The organism is Bacillus sp. AFS073361, from assembly GCF_002567005.1.
Taxonomy (GTDB): Bacteria; Bacillota; Bacilli; order Bacillales; family Cytobacillaceae; genus Neobacillus.
The window spans coordinates 13,805-35,929 of sequence record NZ_NUZU01000020.1 but is presented as its reverse complement, the minus strand read 5'-3'; the positions used below and the strand labels follow the sequence as shown (position 1 = coordinate 35,929).

19 protein-coding genes are annotated in these 22,125 nt (G+C 40.0%); all 19 read right to left on the bottom strand.

Features of this window, described 5'->3' with window-relative positions; genetic code table 11:
* Positions 1-271 precede the first annotated feature (271 nt).
* Positions 272-1,174, bottom strand: coding sequence for an alpha/beta hydrolase (locus COJ96_RS11945; RefSeq protein ID WP_098573416.1), 903 nt, complete (start codon positions 1,172-1,174; stop codon positions 272-274).
* A gap of 2 nt (positions 1,175-1,176) precedes the next feature.
* Positions 1,177-2,502: an MmgE/PrpD family protein gene (locus COJ96_RS11940; RefSeq protein WP_098573413.1), complete on the bottom strand. Its 1,326-nt coding sequence runs from the start codon at positions 2,500-2,502 to the stop codon at positions 1,177-1,179.
* Between the two features lie 27 nt (positions 2,503-2,529).
* Positions 2,530-3,462 carry a glycine betaine ABC transporter substrate-binding protein gene (locus COJ96_RS11935; RefSeq protein ID WP_098573411.1) on the bottom strand — a complete coding sequence of 311 codons (933 nt, stop codon included), beginning with the start codon at positions 3,460-3,462 and terminating at the stop codon, positions 2,530-2,532.
* Between the two features lie 26 nt (positions 3,463-3,488).
* The gene (locus COJ96_RS11930; protein ID WP_098573408.1) at positions 3,489-4,226 is read right to left on the bottom strand and encodes an ABC transporter permease; all 738 of its coding nucleotides are present in this window, start codon (positions 4,224-4,226) and stop codon (positions 3,489-3,491) included.
* Between the two features lie 13 nt (positions 4,227-4,239).
* Positions 4,240-5,238 (bottom strand): ABC transporter ATP-binding protein, encoded by a 999-nt coding sequence (locus COJ96_RS11925; protein ID WP_098573405.1) that lies wholly within the window; start codon positions 5,236-5,238, stop codon positions 4,240-4,242.
* 33 nt (positions 5,239-5,271) lie between these two features.
* Positions 5,272-5,925: an ABC transporter permease gene (locus COJ96_RS11920; RefSeq protein ID WP_306460588.1), complete on the bottom strand. Its 654-nt coding sequence runs from the start codon at positions 5,923-5,925 to the stop codon at positions 5,272-5,274.
* A gap of 194 nt (positions 5,926-6,119) precedes the next feature.
* Positions 6,120-7,487, bottom strand: coding sequence for a sigma-54-dependent transcriptional regulator (locus tag COJ96_RS11915; protein WP_098573402.1), 1,368 nt, complete (start codon positions 7,485-7,487; stop codon positions 6,120-6,122).
* Positions 7,484-9,592: an ATP-binding protein gene (locus COJ96_RS11910; protein WP_098573399.1), complete on the bottom strand. Its 2,109-nt coding sequence runs from the start codon at positions 9,590-9,592 to the stop codon at positions 7,484-7,486. Before COJ96_RS11910 ends, COJ96_RS11915 begins: the two co-directional genes overlap by 4 nt.
* 140 nt (positions 9,593-9,732) lie before the next feature.
* Positions 9,733-10,575 (bottom strand): nitrilase-related carbon-nitrogen hydrolase, encoded by an 843-nt coding sequence (locus COJ96_RS11905; RefSeq protein WP_180230086.1) that lies wholly within the window; start codon positions 10,573-10,575, stop codon positions 9,733-9,735.
* Positions 10,576-10,619: 44 nt separating this feature from the next.
* Complete coding sequence (locus COJ96_RS11900; RefSeq protein ID WP_098573393.1) at positions 10,620-11,969, bottom strand: (Fe-S)-binding protein; 1,350 nt, start codon at positions 11,967-11,969, stop codon at positions 10,620-10,622.
* Position 11,970: 1 nt separating this feature from the next.
* Positions 11,971-13,374: an FAD-binding oxidoreductase gene (locus COJ96_RS11895; RefSeq protein ID WP_098573388.1), complete on the bottom strand. Its 1,404-nt coding sequence runs from the start codon at positions 13,372-13,374 to the stop codon at positions 11,971-11,973.
* A 15-nt stretch (positions 13,375-13,389) separates the two neighbouring features.
* Positions 13,390-14,271 carry a DUF6282 family protein gene (locus COJ96_RS11890; RefSeq protein WP_098573383.1) on the bottom strand — a complete coding sequence of 294 codons (882 nt, stop codon included), beginning with the start codon at positions 14,269-14,271 and terminating at the stop codon, positions 13,390-13,392.
* Between the two features lie 418 nt (positions 14,272-14,689).
* The gene (locus COJ96_RS11885; protein WP_098573381.1) at positions 14,690-15,499 is read right to left on the bottom strand and encodes an endonuclease I family protein; all 810 of its coding nucleotides are present in this window, start codon (positions 15,497-15,499) and stop codon (positions 14,690-14,692) included.
* A complete protein-coding gene (locus COJ96_RS11880; protein ID WP_098573378.1) occupies positions 15,499-16,461 on the bottom strand; it encodes a S8 family peptidase in 963 nt (320 codons plus the stop codon). The genes COJ96_RS11885 and COJ96_RS11880 overlap by 1 nt, the downstream gene beginning before the upstream one ends.
* A gap of 150 nt (positions 16,462-16,611) precedes the next feature.
* Positions 16,612-17,481, bottom strand: a complete 870-nt coding sequence (locus COJ96_RS11875; protein ID WP_180230085.1) for a DUF1002 domain-containing protein — start codon at positions 17,479-17,481, stop codon at positions 16,612-16,614.
* Between the two features lie 378 nt (positions 17,482-17,859).
* Positions 17,860-18,489 (bottom strand): FMN-dependent NADH-azoreductase, encoded by a 630-nt coding sequence (locus COJ96_RS11870; RefSeq protein WP_098573375.1) that lies wholly within the window; start codon positions 18,487-18,489, stop codon positions 17,860-17,862.
* A 259-nt stretch (positions 18,490-18,748) separates the two neighbouring features.
* Complete coding sequence (locus tag COJ96_RS11865; protein WP_142332991.1) at positions 18,749-20,251, bottom strand: amino acid permease; 1,503 nt, start codon at positions 20,249-20,251, stop codon at positions 18,749-18,751.
* Between the two features lie 87 nt (positions 20,252-20,338).
* Positions 20,339-20,617 carry a YokU family protein gene (locus COJ96_RS11860; RefSeq protein ID WP_026564316.1) on the bottom strand — a complete coding sequence of 93 codons (279 nt, stop codon included), beginning with the start codon at positions 20,615-20,617 and terminating at the stop codon, positions 20,339-20,341.
* 2 nt (positions 20,618-20,619) lie between these two features.
* Positions 20,620-22,029, bottom strand: a complete 1,410-nt coding sequence (gene kamA, locus COJ96_RS11855) for a lysine 2,3-aminomutase (RefSeq protein WP_098573372.1) — start codon at positions 22,027-22,029, stop codon at positions 20,620-20,622.
* Positions 22,030-22,125 lie beyond the last annotated feature (96 nt).

Here is a 22,125-nt window from a genome sequence, read left to right as displayed (position 1 = left end):
CACTATAGGTGTCAGGCTCCTTGCTAATCCAATGGTCTCCCAAAATCCCCTCCACAGTCCGTGAAGGGGATTTAATTTTAATAGCTTATTTCACTTTAACTTTTTCAGTCTTACTTATATTCTTCTCCTTATATGTCGCCGTCACACTTAAAACTGTTTTATTCTTTTGAGATTTGATCTATACTTTGAAATTCAACTTAGAATCTCCATTGCATGTGCCAATTACTTTTTTACTAACAGGGAATGACAGGAAACGTTACTTATCAAGCTATCAAACTTCGATTAAATTCGGAGAGTGACAAGCTCCAAAAAAATTGTTAAGTTGAGTAATTAAATCCTGGAATACTGGATGTTCATGGTACATAAAGTCGTTATGTTTCCCATCGATGATATACAACTTTTTAGGCTCTGCTGCTGCACCGTAAAAATGAAGGGATTCATCTAATGGATGAAGTTGATTATCCTTTCCATGTGCTACAAATAAGGGACATTTAATGTCTTTCGCAACTTTATCAGCATTCAACTCAATAATAGAATCAGTAAATTGTAATTGTGTTAGCTTGCCAAATGGTGATAAAGGTGCTAGTTCCTTTTGAACATAATCATTGGTGGCTGGGTCTAATGGATAATGAATAAATGGATCCTCGTATTTTGAATTTCCAGTTGTGACACGAAGAATACGGTCTTCCTCGATCATCTTTTTAATCTCTACCCACTCAACATAAGAATGGATGGATTTCAACCATCTTTCACCATTAAAGAAACCGTTTAGTGCTGCAACTGCCTTTACTCGGTCATCAGATGCTGCTACACGTACAACGTTCGATGCACCCATTCCCCAGCCGATTAAGCTAATATTTTCTGGATCTACTTCCTCTTGAACCTGCAAGAACGTAATCGCATTTTTGATATCTTGTACTTGTTCATCTAAAATAACTCTACCTTGCTGCCCCTCACTTTGCGCAAATCCACGGTAATCAAATCCAAGACAAACATAGCCTGCTTCTGTTAAATTACGTGCAAACAAACGTGGATAGAATTCATTAAAGCCCTGGTATCCAGAGTTAGGGATGATAGCTGGTCTTTTTTCACCCGGCTGATAATCATCTGGCAAATAGATCGTCCCGTCTAATTGTAATCCTTCACTATAAAAACTAATTTGGCGTTCTTTCATGGTTACATCCCTCCAAGTTTTATTAATTCGCTTAAATCGCGAATGGTTTTTAGATTTTCTACATCTTGAATACATTCAAATACATCATTACAGCGCTCTGCTCCTAATATCGGAGCTACTAAACTGGTAAACTTTTGCTTCTTTTCCGTGGATGTTAGCGGGTAATCAAAATCACCCTTTGCTTGATGGATACGGGAAGCATATAAGTTCCCCTCATAATCTTCAATTTCCAATCTGCTTAGAGCTCTTTTAGGAAATTCTTGATTATATTCTTCACTCTCATAGACTTCTATTTTATCCATGATTTTTAGAATCTCTGGATTTTCTAATTCATTTAAAACTTGATTGGGGCCGACTTCATCCGCAAACAGATAAGCAGCAACTGGAAAGGTTAAATTATATTGTGCTTCTTCTGTATTTTTTGGATAGCTTCTACTCAAACTTGCTGATTCGGTAAAAGTATAAATGGCTATTTTTGCAACATTAGCTTTTGACAAATGATACTTTTCTATCAATTCTCTCAAAGCTTCGATCCCCGGCTGGGCCCACCGGCAGCAGGCGTAAGGCTTATAATAGAGTTCTTCTATTCTATAAACCTGCCCAAATTCTTGTGAATAAGCACGGGCTTCATCCATTTCAAAAAGAGATGGAATCCCCGTAAAACCCTCTTTTGCTAAGTAGGAAGCACTGATGCCAGTCATACTTCCCCAGCCGATCCCGTCCTTCAGCATGGATGGCTTTTCAATACAGCGCATCATAGGTGAGTAGGTTGATTGGTACTCGGCGATGCCAAGAGCATGATTCATTTCCGCTTCAGATAAACCGATGACCCTGCCTACCCCAGCGGCTGCCCCAATAGCTCCCCAAGAACCAGTACAATGGTATTCAGGTCGGAGATGATGGACAAGAATCCCGGCTCTAATCCCCACTTCATAAGCAATCAGCAAGGAGGTCAGAAATTCTTCACCTGAGATATTGTACTCTTCGGATGTAGCCAATACGGCGGGAAAAACAATGGCACCTGGATGTCCTTTTACAAGGCGATGACCATCATCCATATCAAGCGCATTGGCTGCTGTTGCATTGACAAAGGCAGCTCCTGCAGCACTGAGTTTATTAAATGTCATGAAAATAGAGCTGGCTCCCGTTCCCCACTGACGGAGGGTAAATTTACTTACGATTTCAAATACATTTGTTTTCGTACCTGCAATGGTACAAGCAATAATATCCGAAAGGGCATCTTTTAAAGCCTTCTTAACATGGCTAGGAACAGAGGAATAAGATTCTTCCATCATATACTTCACTAATTTTCCAGAAACCATCGGCATTTCGGTTCACTTCCCTAATAGAGAACGTTATTTCTTAATTAACCCTTTCTCTTCTAACCATTGACGGCCAACTTCTGTCACATCTTTATGATCTACATCTACCGAATAATTGAGGGTCATCATCGTTTCATTATCGAGAGAATCCGCCAATTTATTAAGCAACTCTGCGATTTTAGGATTTTTATCAGCTACTTCCTGTCTGACAACAGGCACCCCGTTATAGGCTGGGAAAAATTGTTGATCATCTTCAAGAGCGACGAGATCAAAGCCTTTAATTCGGCCATCCGTTGCGAAACCAACGGAAACATCAACCTGTCCATCCTTTAAGGCATTGTAAAGCAGTCCTGAATCCATTTTCACGACATTCTTTGAAGGGAATTTAAAACCGTATTTCTCTTGTAACCCCTTCACTCCATCTTGACGGGCATAGAATTCAGCATTCGAAGCAAACTTTAACTTCTTTGGATCATTATTTACAAGCTTAGCTAAGTCGGAAATGGATGTAACGCCCATTTTCTCCGCTGTATCCTTCTTCATTAAAATGGCATAAGTGTTGTTAAAATTGGCTTTATTTAACCAAGCAATTCCATTTTTCTTATCGTTTTCCTTCACTTTTTCATAGGCTTTATCGGAATCTGTTTCCACCGCTTGTTTTTGATAAACGACTAAGCCAGTACCTGTATATTCCCAATAGACATCAATTTGCCCATTTTCTAGGGCGGAGCGGACGACAGCACTTCCCATATTGCTCGCTTCCTCAATATCAAACCCCTTATCTTTTAAATAAATAGACGTAATTTTAGATAGAATCTGCTGCTCCGTGAAATCCTTTCCTCCTACCGTCACTTTCCCCTTGCTTTTACCAGCACCACCTCCATTATTACTTGCACTTGAACTGTTGCATGCGGCTAAAGAGATGAGCAGCATGACAGCAAATAATAGATAAACAAATTTTTTCATCGGTATTCCTCCCCTTTTTGTAAAAATTAAGCCGCTTCGAGTGTTCTTTGAAGTCCCCGTGGAATGATCACCTTTTCGAATCTTCCCAATAAAAAATCAAGCAGGATAGCAAGCATAATGACCGGAACAGCTCCAGAAAGCATAATCCCCGTATCATAAAGGGAGATTCCGGTAAAGATTAAATCTCCTAAACCCCCGCCGCCAATGAGAAAGGCTAAAGCAGCCGTTCCAACATTTATGACCACTGAGGTTCGAATCCCCGCCATGATGGCATACATCGCATTGGGAACCTCCAGTTTAAAAAAGATTTGCTTAGACGTCATTCCCATTCCTTTTCCGGCATCGATAATGAGTGGATTGACATTTTCAATCCCTGCGACAGTATTTCGAAGGATCGGAAGTAAGCTATTAAACCAAAGGGCAAAAATCGCTGTTTGCCATCCTAATCCAAAGTAGCTCATCACAAGGGCAAGAATCGCTAAACTTGGAACCGTTTGACCGATGTTCGCAAAGTTCATCACGATCCAATCATACTTTTTAAATTTTGGGCGTGTGATCAGTATACCTAGAGGCACAGCTGTGACAATCGCAAGCGCGGCCGAAATTCCTACCAGCTTTAAATGCTGGCCAGTTAAATAAAGTAAATCACCAGGATTATCGATAATGAACTGAAATGCTCCGGTAAAGTATGCCCAGCTTAAGATTGCCAACACAATGAGATACAAACTGATCTTAACGATTTGTTCTGTTTTTTTCCCTGTCAAAATGCCTCCCTCCTTATCTTACAATCGAAATATCTTTCGGATGGACTTCCGTTAATAAACTAAAATCAGAGACATGCAGCACGCCTATTTTTCGGTGATGATCATCAACTACACATGCCTCTCCATTAGGAGCTGTTAACAATACAGCTAAGGCTGACTTCAGATTTTCATTAATCGAAATGACCGGCCCATGCCAATCATGATTTAAACGATTCTTTTTAAAACCATCAATTAATACCATCAAATCTCGAACGTTTAATAGTGTTAATCGCTTTAAGGTGCGGTCGTCTCCAACGAAATCACGGACAAAATCATTTTTCGGTGTAGACAGGATTTCATCAGGTGTTCCGATTTGCATCAACTTCCCCGTATCAAAAATTGCGATTTTATCTCCTAATTTAATGGCTTCATCGATATCATGACTGACAAAAAGAATTGTTTTTTTCATTTCTCTTTGTATCTTCAAAAATTCATTTTGTAAGTGATCGCGAATGACTGGATCCAGTGCTCCAAAGGGTTCATCCATTAGCATCACGGGTGGATCTGCAGCTAAGGCACGGGCAATACCAATCCGTTGCTGCTGCCCCCCTGATAATTCATAGGGATAACGTTTTTGAAACTGACCTGAATCCAATCCCATCATGTCCATAAGGTCAACAAAGCGTTTTTTCATCTTACTCTGGTCCCAGCCCAGCATTTTCGGAACAACATTAATATTTTCTTCAATGGTCATATTAGGAAATAAACCATTATGTTGAATCACATATCCAATCGACCGGCGAAGCTTAATCATATCCATGGAATGAATATCTTTACCTTCTACTTCAATTCCCCCGCTGGTAATAGGAATTAAGCGGTTGACCATACGTAGTAAAGTCGTTTTTCCACAGCCAGATGGTCCAAGGAAAACACATATTTCACCTTGTTCAACTTGGAAATTAATATCGTTAACCGCAGTCACCTTCTTGTTACCGCTTTCATAAACCTTTGTGACATTTTTAAATTCAATCATTCGACTTCACCTTCCTCCACATTTAGTTACGCTTTAAGCTCTAGCACTTTTCCTTGATAGTTTCTTCTGCAGTCTTCCTAACAACAAATCCACGGAAATGGCTAAAATGGAGACGGCTATTGCTCCTGTTTGAATCATGACTGCATAGCTGGTTGAAATACCGCGGGCGATGTAACCGCCTAACCCTCCTGCTCCAATGTAAGCCGCAATAGCGCCAATCCCTATGGTTAAAACAATCGCCATTCGTACACCTGCCATTATGACCGGAGCGGCCAGTGGAAGCTCTACTTTTACCAAACGCTGGAAGGTGGTCATTCCCATTCCAATTGCTGCATCTCTTACATTCGGATCCACATTTTTAATCGCAATATAGGTGTTTCGAATAATCGGTAATTGGGAATACAAAATTAACGCCACAATCGCTGGTAAAAATCCAATTCCTTGATTAATAAGTGAGAAAATAGGAATCATGATCCCAAATAATGCAATACTCGGTATCGTCATGATGATACCTGCTACAGCCAGAACCAATTCAGCCAAGGATTCCCGCTGTGAAATATAAATTCCAAATGGTACACCAGTAAAAATGGCAATCCCTACTGCTAAACCAACTAATTGAATATGTTCTAACGTCATCCCAAGCATTTCTGACCAATTGTTTGAGACGAAATCTATAATCTCCAACATCTGCACCCCCTTGCAAACTATTTATTTATATATCTTGCAAGTAACGTGCCAACATAGAATCGAAGGTTTTCATCCAATTTTCTAAAAATTTTGTAAAAATACCCGCCAGTTGTGTAAAAAAATATTTACAAAATGAAAGCGTTTAAAAAAATAACGGATTCAAAAAATAGATACCTTTTGAATCCGCCTCTTATTTATAGATCCTCTGTAAAATACTTGTTCATTTTATATAAAAGGCTTTGTCTAGAGATTCCTAGTTTTCTAGCTGCTTTGGAAGGTTGACCGAGCGAGTCATCGAGAGCCTTTAAAATATATTTCTTTTCCATCTCATCCAAGAGATCGGGTAATGGAATATTGTCGCCACCATCTAAAAGGTCTGTAAAACTTTGATTTTTACTATCGCGGATCTCCCTTGGAAAATCCTCAATCGTAATAGAATCCCCATGGCATAAAACGACGGCTCTCTCAATTGCATTTTCAAGCTCACGAACGTTTCCTGGCCATTGATAATTCATTAAATGATTCAATAATTCTCTGTTTGTTTGATAATTTTTTTGATGCTTGCTTCGATACTTGTCCAAGAATTTCTCAACTAATAGGGGAATATCCTTCTGACGTTCTCTTAAAGAAGGGATATAAATATCTACAATGTTTAACCGATAATATAAATCTTCTCTAAATTTCCCTTCTTCTACAAGCTTCTTTAAGTCCCGATTGGTTGCACAAATAATCCGGACATTGACTTTTTTTAGCACATCACCGCCAACCCTCATAAACGTCTTGTCCTGGGTGACTTGAAGAAGCTTCGCCTGGAAAGCAGGTGAAATCTCACCAATTTCATCTAAAAAAATCGTTCCTTCATTCGCGGCTTCAAATTTCCCCTTCCTAGAGGATACAGCGCCAGTAAATGACCCCTTTTCATGACCAAACAGCTCACTCTCCAGCAATTGCTCAGGAATCGCTGCACAGTTGACGGGAATAAAAGGGGACTGCTTCCGCTCGCTAAGCATATGGATCATGTGCGCAATTTTTGTTTTTCCCGTTCCGCTTTCCCCATGAATCAGAATATTGGCTTCAGTCGATGACACCCGTTCTACAAGCCTAAGGATACCTTTCATTGCACTGCTGTTAGCCACTAATTCCCCATTCACCTCTGATTGCTGAAGCTTTTCTTTTAATTGCTTATTTTCCTCTTTTATCCCAAGCCACTCAAATGCTTTATCAATGGTAACAACCATTTCATTTAACCGAACCGGCTTGACCATATAATCAAAAGCTCCTGCCTTCATTGCCGCTACGGCGTTGTCTATATTTCCAAAAGCCGTCATCATAATAAAAATCTTGTTAGGATAAAGACCGATAAATTCTTGTAAAAGCTCTAAACCACAAGCATCAGGGAGCTTCATATCTAAAAATACTAGGTTTGCAGGAAGATCGGCTATTTTTTTCCTTGCCTCCTGACCGTTTGCAGCGGTATAGACGGTATAACCTTGTTTCGTAAGCGAAGATTTAAAGATTTTTAAAATTTTGGACTCATCGTCCACAAGTAAGATGTTCTTCATGACACAAATCCTCTCCTCTTCTGGTTGAGTTTAGGCAGTTGAATGGATAATTTTGTACCACTTATATCTGATTCCGCTTGAATATCCCCGCCAAACTGGGTGGTGATCTCATAGGCAATCGACAACCCTAACCCCGTTCCTTCTTTTTTAGTTGTATAGAAAGGATTAAAAATCCACTTGATTTCGGATTCGGGAATCCCACTCCCCGTATCTTTTATCTCTACCACCCAATTTGATTCTACCTCTAGTAAACGAACAGACAACGATCCGCCCTCTTCCATTGCATGAAGACTATTAATAATTATGTTTAAGAATACTTGACTTAATTTTCCTTGTTTTGCTAAAACAAACGCTTCATCAACAGCTAATATTTTTGTCACGGAAATATTAAGCTCAGAAAATTTATTTTTCAATAGATTGAGAAGTTCGTCTAACACAGCAGCTACATCAACTGGTTCCCATTCATCATCAAAGCCCTCTTTTGATAAACTCAAAAAGTCAGTTAATAATTGATTTAATCGATCCGTCGTTTCTAAAATATCGTCACTCATTTCTTGAATATAGGCAGGATCCTTTACATCGAGCAGAATTGCTTCCGCTGCGGCTTGAATGATACTTAGCGGGTTTTTAATTTCATGGGCGATTCCTGCCGTTAACTGTCCTAATGACGCCAATTTTTCACTTTGCTTAAGATACTCCTCCATTTTCTTCATATCACTTACGTCTCTAATAATAAGAATCGAACCAATAATCGTTTCATTTTCATCACTAAATAACGAGGAATAAATACGGACATCACGTTTGTTTCCATTTTTATCATAAATATAGCTTTCTTGTTCGTTAATTTCCTTTCCTTCTTTAATCGTTTTCCATGAGAGAAATTCTTCTTCCGACCTTTTAAAAGGAACCTCGATTATAAATTTGCCCATTACCTCATCACGAGCATATCCGGATAAATCCTCTGCTCCCCGATTAAATGTCACAATCCTTCCATCTTTATCGATCGTGATGATTCCGTATGGAATGGATTCTAAAATATAGTACAAATGCCTTTCTTTATTTTTTAATTCTTTCGCCATGTTTGCCATTGTGTTTGCAAGATTCTCAAGCTCGTCCCCTGTTTGAAGCTTTTCGAAGTCATCCCTTTTCCCTGCTGAATACTCCTTCGCCTGTCTCGTTAATTTGGTAACAGGATTAATGATTTTAAAGGCTCCAAACAAGGTTAATAAGTATGTAAGAAACAGCACCAGTAAAAAACCTTTCAATAGGAGGACCTGAACCTGTTTGGCAGGTGCCATTGCTTGATTGGTGGATTCACCAATAATCAGACCCATTCCCCCTAAGGTGATCGGCCTGTACGAAGTCAGCAGGGATTCATGAAACAATTCCCCTTCCCAAATCCCACTTCGATATCTACTTAACCCTTGACCTAAAGGGTGGTTTTTAAGCGATTCACCAATGTATTTTTCCTGCGTATGGGCGATGATTGTTCCATTGCGATCCACTAATACATTAAGCCCTTCTGTTCCAATTTTCCCCTGTGAGAGATAGTCTGAAAGGACATTTAAATTCACATAAGCTAATACGGCACCACGATAATTCTCTTTTTCATCAAGAACAGGATAGGCAATTCCGATTGTTTTCCGTCCATCCTCGAGAGTTAAAAGATTCGTAATATAGAACGTCTTGCTCCATTCAAGCCGTTCTAAAATATCATGGACTTCATCAGAACTTGAAAAATTCACATTTGGGATGGTTGCAATAGAATTTCCAGATTCATCAATTAGGTCTAGAAATAAATAAAGAGGATTTTTCGAAACGACACGGTCCATCTCGGATTGATAAAAAACTGTGTTTTCTTTGGAATCACTTAAAACAAACTCAGATATGATGCGGATATCATTGATCATTTTCTCCAGCATAAAGCTCGTTTTCGTACTAATTGTTTTTCCCATTAATTGATTTCGAGCTTTAATTTCTGAGTGGACTGAATCATATAAGACATTCGTCGTAACATAATAAATGGAGGCTAAAGAACCAAACACAACCATAAACGTAAGCAGTACATATCTTTTTGTTATTCTAGATTGCAATAATTGTTTCAAGTTCGTGTCTCCTATACGTAATTTTTAGAAAATTTTTGTATATCTGATATTATAGTAGAATAAAAGAAACAAAAATAGCCTTACATTAAAGTATAGGTCATTGGAACCATACGTTAAGGCAAGGCCGTTTGAAATCGGGGTTATACAAATTCCTGTTCTGCAATCTCTTGATAATGCCTCATCGTTACATGGACATCCTCATCTCTTATTACAGGGAGAAGCGTTCGTATTTCTTTCACTAAGCTAGTATCTATTTCACATAATTGCACGGACGTCTCTCCATATGGACACTGTGCAATAATTCGGCCATAGGGATCGATTACCTTTGAATTTCCATAAAACGTGATTTCGTTCTCAATCCCTACACGATTGACTAATGCTACATAGCATCCATACATTCCTGCATAGAACTTTCCTACTGTTTCCCATCCCTCCGAACTGGAATACTGACTGCCAAGCCCACCTTCTGGGCTATTAATCAAACCAATTAGGAGGGAAGTGTGGTGATGTGCTGCAATATGTGGCAGCGACGGATGCCATAAATCATTACAAATCAGCATGCTGGAAGTAAACGAGCCAATCGGTTCAACCTGTACTTTTTTTCCTCTGGAGAAATATTTCCCCTCTTCAAAGATCCCATAATTCGTAGGATAAATCTTCCTCTGGACAGAACAAACCTTACCTTCTTTGATCATCATCGCTGAATTATAAATTTGGTCACCCTTCCCCTGTTCAACGAAACCGAAAACGACATTCATCCCAATCTCTTTTGATGCCTCGCAAACGCGCCTTATTTCTTTGGAATCCGTGGTTAACGCTACATCATACAGCCCATCCTTCAGATTGTAACCCGTTAAAGATAACTCCGGAAAAACAAGTAAATCCGCTTTCCCTTTATTCATGTGCATGAGGTGAATCATTTCTGATATGTTCGCTTCTACGTTTCCAAAAACAGGAGCAACCTGGGCAATTCCTAGTTTCATATAAAGTCCCCATTTCGGTATTAATTCAGGGGGATGCCCTTCCCCTACGAGATCCCACATGCATCAGCTAGGACATCCACTAAATGGACCCCTTGTACCTGATTGCTGCACCCCTGTCTTTCAATTCCAACCCGCATTTGCAGCAAACACCCTGGATTCGTCGTCACAACCGTCGTGGCATTCGTCTTTTCGACGTGTTCCATTTTTCGATCCAGGATTTTCATAGATTCCTCAAAATGGAGCAGATTATAGATTCCTCCCGAAGCACAGCAGCTGTCACTTCCAGGAAGTTCAACAAAACGAGCACCTGGTATCGATTGGAGTAATTTCCTTGGCTCCCGATGTACCCCTTGCACATTTCGTAAATGACAGGAATCCTGGTACGTAATCACACCATCCCACTCTTTCTGAAAAGGGAGCGGGCCGAATTCAACGAGGACTTCACTAATGTCTTTCGAGGCATGGCTAAAGTTCTTAGCCCGTTCCGCCCATTCTTCCTCTTTTTCGAGAAGGTGGTCATATTCTTTCAGAAGAGCCCCGCACCCGCCGGCATTGTTAATATAATAGTCGGCTTTAGTTTCCTCAAAGGCCGCAATATTTTGTTTCGCAAGCTCCCTGGCATTTTCTGTCATTCCTTGGTGGGCATGGAGGGCACCACAACAATTCTGCGATTTCGGAATGATCACTTCACAGCCAACCAATGTTAACAGCTCAATCGTTAATCGATTGGTTCTGTTCAGTAAGGCATCCGATATACAGCCTGTAAAAAAAGCAACTCTTGCTTTTGTTACACCCTTAGCAGGAATAATCGTACCTAGTTTTGCGCGTTTTACCGGAGACTCGATTTCTGGTAGCACCGATTCAAATTGCCCCATCGGTTCGGAAATTTTATGCAGAAGCTTTGTTTTTTTCACAATGGTCCTGAGACCGGATTTTTGATAAACCCATGTTAAATTCCCAAGCATCCTCATCCGCTTTGGATAAGGAAAAACCTGTTTTAATATTAATTTTTTCAACTTATCATTCTGGTTCGTTTGCTCATCGGCAATGACCTCTTTTGCCGATTCTAAAATATGCCCATAAGGAACACTGACAGGACAAGCTGTTTCACACGCGCGGCATCCTAAGCAAAGGTCAATCGGTTCAGCTAGGTGCTTGGAAATATCGATCTTACCTTCCGCAGCCATTTTTACTAGATTAATTCTCCCTCTTGGTGATGCCGATTCCTTTCCCATTGATTCATAGGTTGGACAGGCTGGCAAACAATACCCGCATTGGATACACTGATTGGTAGCTTCATAGGCTAATTCATATAATCGACTGCCCTTTTTGGGGACGAGAGAAAGCGGCTGTGGAGTGGGACAAGCCTCGGTCTTCTTCAATGGAGCATTCATACTATACGAGCACCACCTTTGTTTGGCCTGCCTTAGGAAAAACTTTCCCCGGATTTAAAATATGATGAGGATCCCATGCCTCTTTCACCTTCTTCATTAAATCAAGGCCCGCCTCCCCTAATTCCATTTCCATGTAAGGCGCTTTTAGCGTTCCAATTCCGTGCTCACCCGAAAGAGTTCCCCCGAGAGATATAGCTGCTTCAAAAATCTCACTGACTGCATTCTCTACTCGTTTCATTTCCTCAATATTTCGTTTATCCGTAATAATATTAGGGTGCAAATTTCCATCACCCGCATGGCCAAAAACAACTAAATTAAGATCATATTTTTTACGGATATGGTTCAATTTCTCCATCATCGCCGGAATTTGGCTGCGGGGCACGGTCGCATCCTCTGAGATTTTCGTCGGACCCATTTGTGTGATGGCGGGAGACACCATGCGGCGTGCTTTCCAAATGTCATCCCGCTCTTGGTCTGTTTTGGCGGTTCGAACACTGGTTGCCCCCACTTGCCAGCAGAGCTCCTCACATTTTTCAATTTCTTCCTGGATTGCCAAAGGATGTCCGTCTACTTCAATGATGATGAGTGCTTCCGCATCAATGGGGAGACCGCATGGACTAAAGTTCTCTACTGCCCGAATACAAGGATTATCCATCAATTCCATTGCAGCAGGTAAAATACCGGAAGATAAAATTTTCGTGATCGCATATCCGGAATCAACTAATCTACTAAAAGTGGCTAATAGGGTTTTCTGTGCTTTTGGTTTTGGGATCAACCTCAATGTCGCTTCGGTTACAATCGCTAGCGTGCCTTCCGAGCCAACAATTAATCTAGTTAAATCATACCCGGTCACATTTTTAACTGTTTTCCCGCCTGTTCTAACAATTTCTCCTTCTGGCGTGACGACTTCTAAGCCAATGACATACTCTTTCGTCGTCCCATACTTGAGCCCTTTTGGTCCGCTTGAATTCTCTAATAAATTCCCGCCAATGGTAGATATTTTTGAACTGCTTGGGTCAGGAGGATAAAACAGCCCCACCTCTTCTGCTTTTCGGTGAATTTCACCGGTCGTAATCCCTGGAGAGACAATGGCCAACAAGTTTTCACGGTCAATAATGAGTTTATTATTCATCCGTGTCATATCTAAGACAATTCCGCCCTCAACAGGCAGTGGACCTCCACTTAATGAGGTAGCTGAACCCCTTGGATAGACAGGAATTTTATACTTGTTTGCTAACTTCATGACTTGACTAATTTCGTAAGCGTTTTCAGGCTGAACGGCTAATTCAGGTAAATATTCACCAAAAGAAGCATCATAGCTATAAGAATAAAGATCTTCCAGCCCAGTCATAATCCGATTGGCAGAGACAATTTGCTCGATTTCTTTTACTATTGCAGCTTCCATTTCTTTACTTCCTTTCTAAATCCCTAACAGCTTTTTAGGATTGGCATTGACCATCATGGTGATTTCATCTTCTGAAATGCCGTTAACCAGCATCTCCTCAATAAAATTACTTAACGCTTTAATAGGTGGCAAATTATGACGTTGTCCATAATCAGTGACCATAACACAGGACTCGGCACCCAGTAGCTTAATACTTTCCGCCATTTGCTGAACGGTAATATCATTAAAATCTTCACTACATGCTAAATAACATTTTTCCAGAATGCAGCCTTTCTTCACTAATTGTTTTTCTAATTCAAAGGCTACCCGTGCAATGCCTAAATCGGTATGTTGGATTAATATTTTCTCTACTTTTCTTTCTTTCGCAGCTTCTACTAACACAAGGACTTCTTCAGGCGCCAGGTGCCCTGTGGCCAAAACAATGTTCGACTCAGCAATTAACTCTAAAATTTCATATACCTCTGTGAGGAGTTTCTTGTCCTTATCCCAAATTTCAATTCCAGCAGATGGATGGCTCATGGCACGTTTACTATTGAAGAATTTCGTTTTTTTCTTACCAAAATATCGCTGGTGCTCCTCAGCAGAAAAGGTTGGCATCCAAATGACTTTTGCCCCTAACCGGATCGCTGCATCAACCGCAGTGGCGGAAAGACCACCGGTAAAGTAATTACAAACTAGTCCTCCGTACACATGTAATCCTTGTTCCTTCTCACGAATAAGACTTGCCCGATCGACCGTTTGCGCTTCATGGGCTTTTAAGACAACACCCGCCATTTCTGCCTTTTTTACATCCTCGATAAGTTCCCAATCTGTTTGCTTCCGTGGAAACAAACTAGGTGAACTATGAACATGCAATTCAATGGCCCCTTTAAGCAATGGATGAAATTCTTGAGTCATTTTAGTCACTCCCTAAATAAATTTACTGTTATAAGAGTAGTTAGCAATTTTCATGCCAAATCTTATAATCGGTGACACAGCAAGGGATATATGTAATTAAGGAGACCGAATGTAAAAAAAACAAACCAAAAACGCAAGATTTTTTTACACTATTTTTCTTTGCTTTTATGTCTATATCCTTTTTTTTATTGAAAAAGTTATATACATCAATTTACTTCCTTTGAGAACCACTTCTTTGATTTAACTTTTTAAACGCACTCCTTTAGTTTATTTACAATGGACCTATAAAAAATCACACAATAAGGATAATAAATCACACTCTAAGCAACACAAAAAGGCTTCGCAGGGAGCAAAGCCTTTTTGTTAGCAGCCTTCATGTTAATCCATTATCTTGATGAATGGTTTCCAATCAATCACTTCATTTTTTTATTACAAAACTCTCTGCCATCTCTGGAAAATCAATAAATGGGTTCCGATTGCCTTGAAGTTCATGGATCGCTAGGTTGCGATGCTTTTCATAGATGGAGACCGGAAAGGATTGATGCCATTTTAGCAATAAAGAGACATTCTCTAGTTCTTTTTTTATTGTGTTTGGATAGCGAGTTAGGAAATAGAGTGTTGCTCTGGCAACGATTCCTTTGCCGTATTCAGGTTCGAATTTACTTTCTTCCGCCTTGCCACAGCCATCTTTGATTCCTAGAAGCCATCCTTCAGGGACATAATCGAGGAAATCACAGTAAGGATAGTTACTGCGACTGCTATTGCAGGTGGGTTCGCAGGCAAATAGATGATGCAAGTCTCCTCTCATCGGTTCTTTTTTATCGAACCATGATTGAGGAACTACATGTTCACAGTTTAATAGATTTTCCGAAAAGAGACCAATTAACCCTTTTGCTTGCATTTCAAGGAGCCGAACGTCCTCCTCTATGACAGAAAGTGGATTCATCCCTTTTCCAGAATATATGCTTTTTAATGAACCGTTTTCCTGCAAATCAACCCAAGGGTACACATAACGGTGCGGGCTGTAGTTTACCCGATTTGTATGTGTTTTTTCAAGCAATGCATGAAGGCTGTCTGACAGATTAGCATCCGTGAATGAAATGCTCTGATAGTATTGATTCCTAACTACATTATCTTTATTTTCATCATAATAGGGTCTTTCTTTATAATTTAAAAAGTCTAACTTGGCTGTTTCCCACTCACTGTAAAGCAAATCTAGCTTTTCCATTATATTTTCAACGCTTGAGCAGATAACTTTTGGGTGAACACATCCGACAGGTAGTCCTCCGCTGTTAAATATAGCAATCCGTTGCCTTCGAGTTTTGGAGAGTTTCCTAGAGGAACCGTCCTTTTGATTAATTGGGCATACAGCTCAGACTCGGTTAGATTTCGCTCAAATTTTTTGTTGACCAAATCTTTTATTAGGGCAAGTGCACCGGATATATGCGGTGTGGCCATCGAAGTTCCGCTCAAGATTGCATAAGTTCCGTTTAAATACGTAGATAGGATTTCTTCACCGGGACCTACTAAGTCGACTTCATTATTTGAATTTGAAAATTCAGAAGAACGGCGTTGCAGATTAATGGCTCCGACGCTGATGACTTCATTGTAGCTGCCAGGATAGGCGAATTCATCAGAAGATTCTTGTCCATCTCCCTCATTTCCAGCCGCACACACGACTAGAATTTGCTTAGCCACCGCGTTTTGAATCGCTTGATGCAACTCAGGTACATCCACAGAACCGCCGAGGCTCATCGAAATGATATCCGCCTTTTGCTCAACAGCATAGTTAATTCCATTGATGATCCAGTCATATTGCCCCGACCCATTTTTATCAAGCACCTTTATAATCAGTAAACTGGCTTCAGGTGCAACACCAATGACTCCTGTACCGTTTTGGACGGCAGCAATGGTGCCAGCCACATGGGTTCCATGGCCATTATAGTCAGTGTATACATCAGGATTTCCATGATCATCTTCCGTGAAATTCCGTCCACCGATAATTTGCTCCCTTAAATCGGGATGAGTGACATCGCAGCCTGTGTCCAAGATCGCAACCGTGATTCCCTTACCTTTCGATTTCTCCCAGATTTTTGGAGCCGCAATCAGTTCAATCCCTTTTGGCACCTCAGACACCACTTCGACCTCTTCATTCACTTGATACGGAATTAATTGTAATTCTCTCTCCATTCGTATCCCTCCTGACAGAATTATTTTCTGTATATTCTTGGGGGTTACTAATAGTTTAACAATTCAGAATCTATTAAAACAGTTACTTTAGTTGGATTTTCACAAACAAATGTTCCCGTTTTGAAAGATTACAATATTAACCTTTATTTATTAGGCAAAAAGGACGTCCATCTCATCCAGTAAGCGATTTAAGAAATCTTGCAGCTTTTGTAAAAATGACTGACTCTCTTCAGATTGCAAAAATGCCGACATTTTTTCTGTCGTAGCACTTATTTGTTCTTTTACTTGGTTCCAGTCAATATCCATAGCCTTTAGTTTGTTGAAGAAGTCTACTAACATATCTAACTCTGCATCTGTTAAAGTAATCCCACGCTCCGTGGCAACTTGTTCAATTAATGTACGCAAGTCAGCTTCTGTTTTCGGTTCATTCTTGGCGATTTCATCCTTAACTTTTCCCATGAGGGCAGCAGCATTGTCCGCTCCAATCGAGTCCCCGAGCTGTGCGGTTTTCACCATTTCTTCATTCGCCACTTTTTTGATTTCTTCAGGAATTTCTTCATTAGTTGTCGTTTCATATGCTTTCATAATTCCCGTTAAAGCAGCTGTACCCGTAACAGAAAATGGAGCGGCAATCTGAATGGCGGCATCCTTTACACCCGCAGTAGTCAGGGCATTTCTATACATTTCATCCGTCACCCATGTAATATTATTCGATTGAACCTCTAACCCCGAATCTTTGGCACCAGTTGTGATGCTCGCTGATGAAATAGCAATGGAACCAATTTGTGCCTTAGGGATAGACTCCCCTAAATAATCATGCTCTTCTTTATTGGATACAGTAATAATTTGTGCGTTTTCCGGTGCCGCTAACTCTGCTAACATTTCATTTTTTTGCTGTTTGGTTAGGTCTTCTCCTAATGTAACAATCACATCTCCTTCTGCTGTGTCTGCAAAGCTGACAGATGGAACAGAGAAAAGAATCGTTATGACAAGTAACATGGCTTGAAATTTTCGTTTCAAAAAAAAACCTCCTTTTATACATTCAACCATTCCATATAAGAATGGGTAATGTTTTGCCACTTATATTTAATATCCCAAAAAATACTTTTCTGAAAAAGTGCTTTGCATCATCTTAACATAGAGGTTTGGGATTACATTTAAAGAATGGGTAACATTCTTGCTAATTATATTAAGATTCTTACATGACAAATAAAAATGTTACAAACCGTTACAGTAAACCTTATCCCATATTCATCTTAAGTAATCATAAAATAAACTTTAGGCATAACAAAAAGGCTTCACGAGTTGTGAGCCTTTTTGTTAGTAGAGTTAATGTTATTCCATTATCTTAAGCGAAATGAGATATTCTTAACACCAATCATAATCTTTAAATTCGACTTACGCTTTTACCGCTGATAAGTTCTTCGCTACCTCAGCTACTTTTGCTAGACCTTCTGCAATAATTGTCTCCGCTTGATCTGGGGCTGCATTATGTCCTTCAATGATAACTTCGTCAATGATTTCCATTCCGAATAGGCCGCCAACCATATTTTTAATATACGTCGCTGCCATTTCCATTGGAGCTGCTTCTGGTGTTGAGTAAATACCACCGCGTGCAGTTAGGATAACAGCCTTTTTATCAGACATCAAGCCGACTACACCAGCTTCAGTGTATTTGAAAGTGAAACCTGCTCCAGCTACATAATCGATAAATGTATGCAATTTTGCTGGGATGGTTAAGTTCCATAGCGGGAATGCAAATACAACAACATCTGCTGCAGATAGAGCATCCATTGCTTTTTGTTTCGCAGTTACAATACGTTGCTCAAGGTCCGTTAACTCTTCACCAGATTGTAATTTACCGAACGCATTGAATAACTCTTGACCAAAGTAAGGCATATCCTCGGCAAATACATCGTATGTTGTTACATTCACGCCTTCTAAGTTTTCCATGAAAGTTTCATACATTTTACTAGAAACAGCTTCAGAAGCTGGACGGTTGTTTGCTTTTACGACTAATATGTTCATTTATTAAATCTCCTTTTGTGATATCTTTAATATTTATATCTCGAATTGATAATATATAAATTAAATGTTTTCGTCAAACAAAACGTACTGGCAAGAGAGGAAAATATAGGGTTGGCAGAATGAAGAAGGCGGCCGATAAAATCGGAATATAGCCGTAAATCACAAAAAAACCTTACATTGTCCATGCAAGATTTTTTTGGTTCTGAAATCTAGCTTTACCTAGAAAAATTTATACCATCTGAAATGGATCACGGTATCTCTATTTAGATGACATCTCTTCAAAAGAACATTCCTTTAGTGGAACGACCTTCGTTTTATGAACGAGTTTATACCCGACCCATAATGCCAAAAAAATCGGTAAACCAATATAAGACACGGCCATTCCATACCAATCAATCTCACTAGATAAAAACGCTTGATAATTTTGGCCGAAAATGATAATGACACACATCGCAAAAGCGAGAATTGGACCGAACGGGAACCATTTCGCTTTAAATTTCAAATCGTTCAAGTCCCTGCCTTGGGCCGTATAAGCTTTTCTAAAACGATAGTGGCTGACAGCAATTCCAAGCCAGGCAATAAATCCAGTTAAGCCTGATGCATTTAATAACCATGTATACACTTGATCTCCAAATATGGATGTTAAAAAGGCCAAACCACCAATAATAGTCGTCATGACAAGGGCATTCATCGGAATCCCGCGATTATTTATATTTTGTAAGAACTTAGGTGCCTGTCCGTCCTTTGCCATCGACCATAGCATCCGTGTCGATGCATATAATCCGGAACTTCCGGCCGATAAGACCGATGTCAGAATAACCGCATTCATCACAGATGCCGCAAATGCAATGCCCACTTTGTTAAATACAAGGGTAAAAGGGCTGACAGCGATGCTGTCGACATCCCTGCCTAACAGATTTGGACTAGTATAAGGAATGATAAGGCCAATGACAGCAATGGCAACAACATAGAATAGGAGAATCCGCCAAAATACTTGTCGAATCGCCTTTGGTACGTTTTTCTCGGGTTCTTCACTTTCTCCTGCAGCGATCCCCACGAGTTCCGTTCCTTGAAAGGAAAAACCTGCAATGAAAAAAATACTTAAAACGGACATAAGGCCGCCATGAACCGGAGCATCTCCTAGAGTAAAGTTTTTAAACCCGATAAACTGTCCACCTAGTATCCCGAAAATAGTGAGCAAACCGACTCCAATGAAAACAATGACGGTCACTACTTTTATTAAGGAGAACCAATACTCGGATTCTCCGTAACTTTTAACCGACAAGGCATTCAATAAAAAAATCAGTCCTAAAAACAATGCACTCCACACGATGCTCGGTACATCCGGCAACCAGAACTTCATAATAATAGCTGAGGCAGCAATTTCAACTGCGAGTGTAACCGCCCAGTTAAACCAATAATTCCAACCAAGTGCAAAACCAAAGGCTGGATCGACAAAACGGCTGCCATAGGTTGAAAACGATCCTGAAATCGGCATTAAAGTAGCCATTTCTCCGAGACTTGTCATCAAAAAGTAGACCATAATGCCAATCGCTCCATATGCGATTAGCGCTCCACCAGGTCCAGCTGTTTGAATGGACGCCCCAGTCGCTAAAAATAACCCAGTCCCGATGGACCCCCCAATAGCAATCATCGTCATGTGACGTGCCTTTAGTTTGCGTTGAATATGCCCTTTACCCTCTTCGTTATTCTGATATTTCTGATTATTTCGGTCATTAGTATAGCTTTTGATTGCTCCCATTCTTGTCCTCCTTCATTTTTGAACTTATAAGCATCTGATAAAATTCATCTCCCGCTTACGATTGTTAAACGGGAGACGATTTGCTAATTATTTCGAAAAATCAAAGTAGTTTCGCTTCAATAAGCGCGGAGCGGCCATAAGTGTTTCATACGTCATACTTTTTGCAAGCTTTGAGCAATCAATTAAAAATAGATGATCTTCAATTTCTTTCACCGTCTGATCGGTTTGATAGGTCATACCGCATTCCAAGCAATGAATGGATGGTGTGTCCTGAATTTCGATTGCATTTGTTCCATCTGGAAGTTCCCAATACACGGTGTTGCTTGTTTCACGTGCTGTGTCAGATTCGCACCATTGACAAATCAAAATTATTCCTCCTTTGCTCCCACTGTTTCATATTTCTTCATTTGTGATTGGAATTTTTTCTCTTTTAACTCGTCACGTTTTTCACGTTTATCTTTTAATGAACTATGCTCATTGTTTTCGTTATACGTTTTACGGCGATCTAACCGTTTTAACCCTTCAGGTGTAAGGTTAAATTTCGTATCATCAATAATCGATAAGACTCCATTACTTTCAAACTTTTCGAACACTTCAGGATATACCTTTTTGTAATAATCCTCTGCACTGCCCGACTGATAATTTGTTGGTTCTGGATAAGAGGTAATGACACCTTCGAAGTTACGTAAAACGACTTTATTAGCACTTTGAGAAATGATATAGTTCGGCTGCAATGGAATTTTACCACCACCACCCGGAGCATCAACAATAAATGTCGGAACGGCATAACCCGATGTATGGCCGCGAAGTCCTTCCATAATTTCCAATCCTTTGCTGATTGGTGCACGGAAGTGGCCAATCCCTTCTGATAAATCACATTGGTAAATGTAATATGGACGAACGCGAATTTTAACAAGGTCATGCATCAGCTGTTTCATGATCGGTACACTGTCGTTAATGCCGGCAAGAATAACCGCCTGGTTACCAACAGGGACACCCACATTTGCAAGCATTTCACATGCACGCTTCGATTCTTCCGTAATTTCAATTGATGTATTGAAATGTGTATTCAACCAAACTGGATGATACTTTTTCAAGATATTACAAAGATTTTCGGTAATACGCTGCGGGAATACGACAGGTGCTCTTGTACCGATCCGAATAATTTCGACATGCGGAATCTCACGTAAATTTTTAAGAATATATTCTAAAATGTTGTCATTAATTAGGAGCCCGTCACCTCCGGAAATAAGCACATCTCGAATTTGTGGATTCGATGCAATATAATTAATCGCTGTGTCTAATTGTTTCTTTGGTACGCCCATTCCGATTTGTCCGGAGAAGCGTCTTCTTGTACAGTAACGGCAGTACATGGAGCACTGGTTTGTTACTAAGAACAAGACACGATCCGGATAACGATGTGTTAACCCAGGAACCGGTGAATCTTCATCTTCGTGAAGGGGATCTTCTAAGTCATATCTTGTCTTATGCATTTCCGCAGAAATCGGAACGGACTGCATACGAACCGGACATCTTGGATCATCAGGATCCATAAGCGATGCATAATATGGCGTGATGTTTAATGGGATTGTTTTGGTTGAGATTAATACCCCTTCTTCTTCTTCTGGTGTTAAGTTCACTACTTTCTTTAAGTCTTCTAAATTTTTGATAGTATTTGTCAGCTGCCAAACCCAATCGTTCCATTGCTCATCGGTTACATCTTTCCAAAGCTCGATTTCTTTCCAATGTCTTTTCGGTTTGAATAAAGTGTTTCTCATGAATAAACTCCCCCTATATTGGTTGATTTTTTATGACCTTTTAATGAATACTCTGTTTATTAAGAAGGCTGTATTGAACTAGTCTGTTGATTTCCG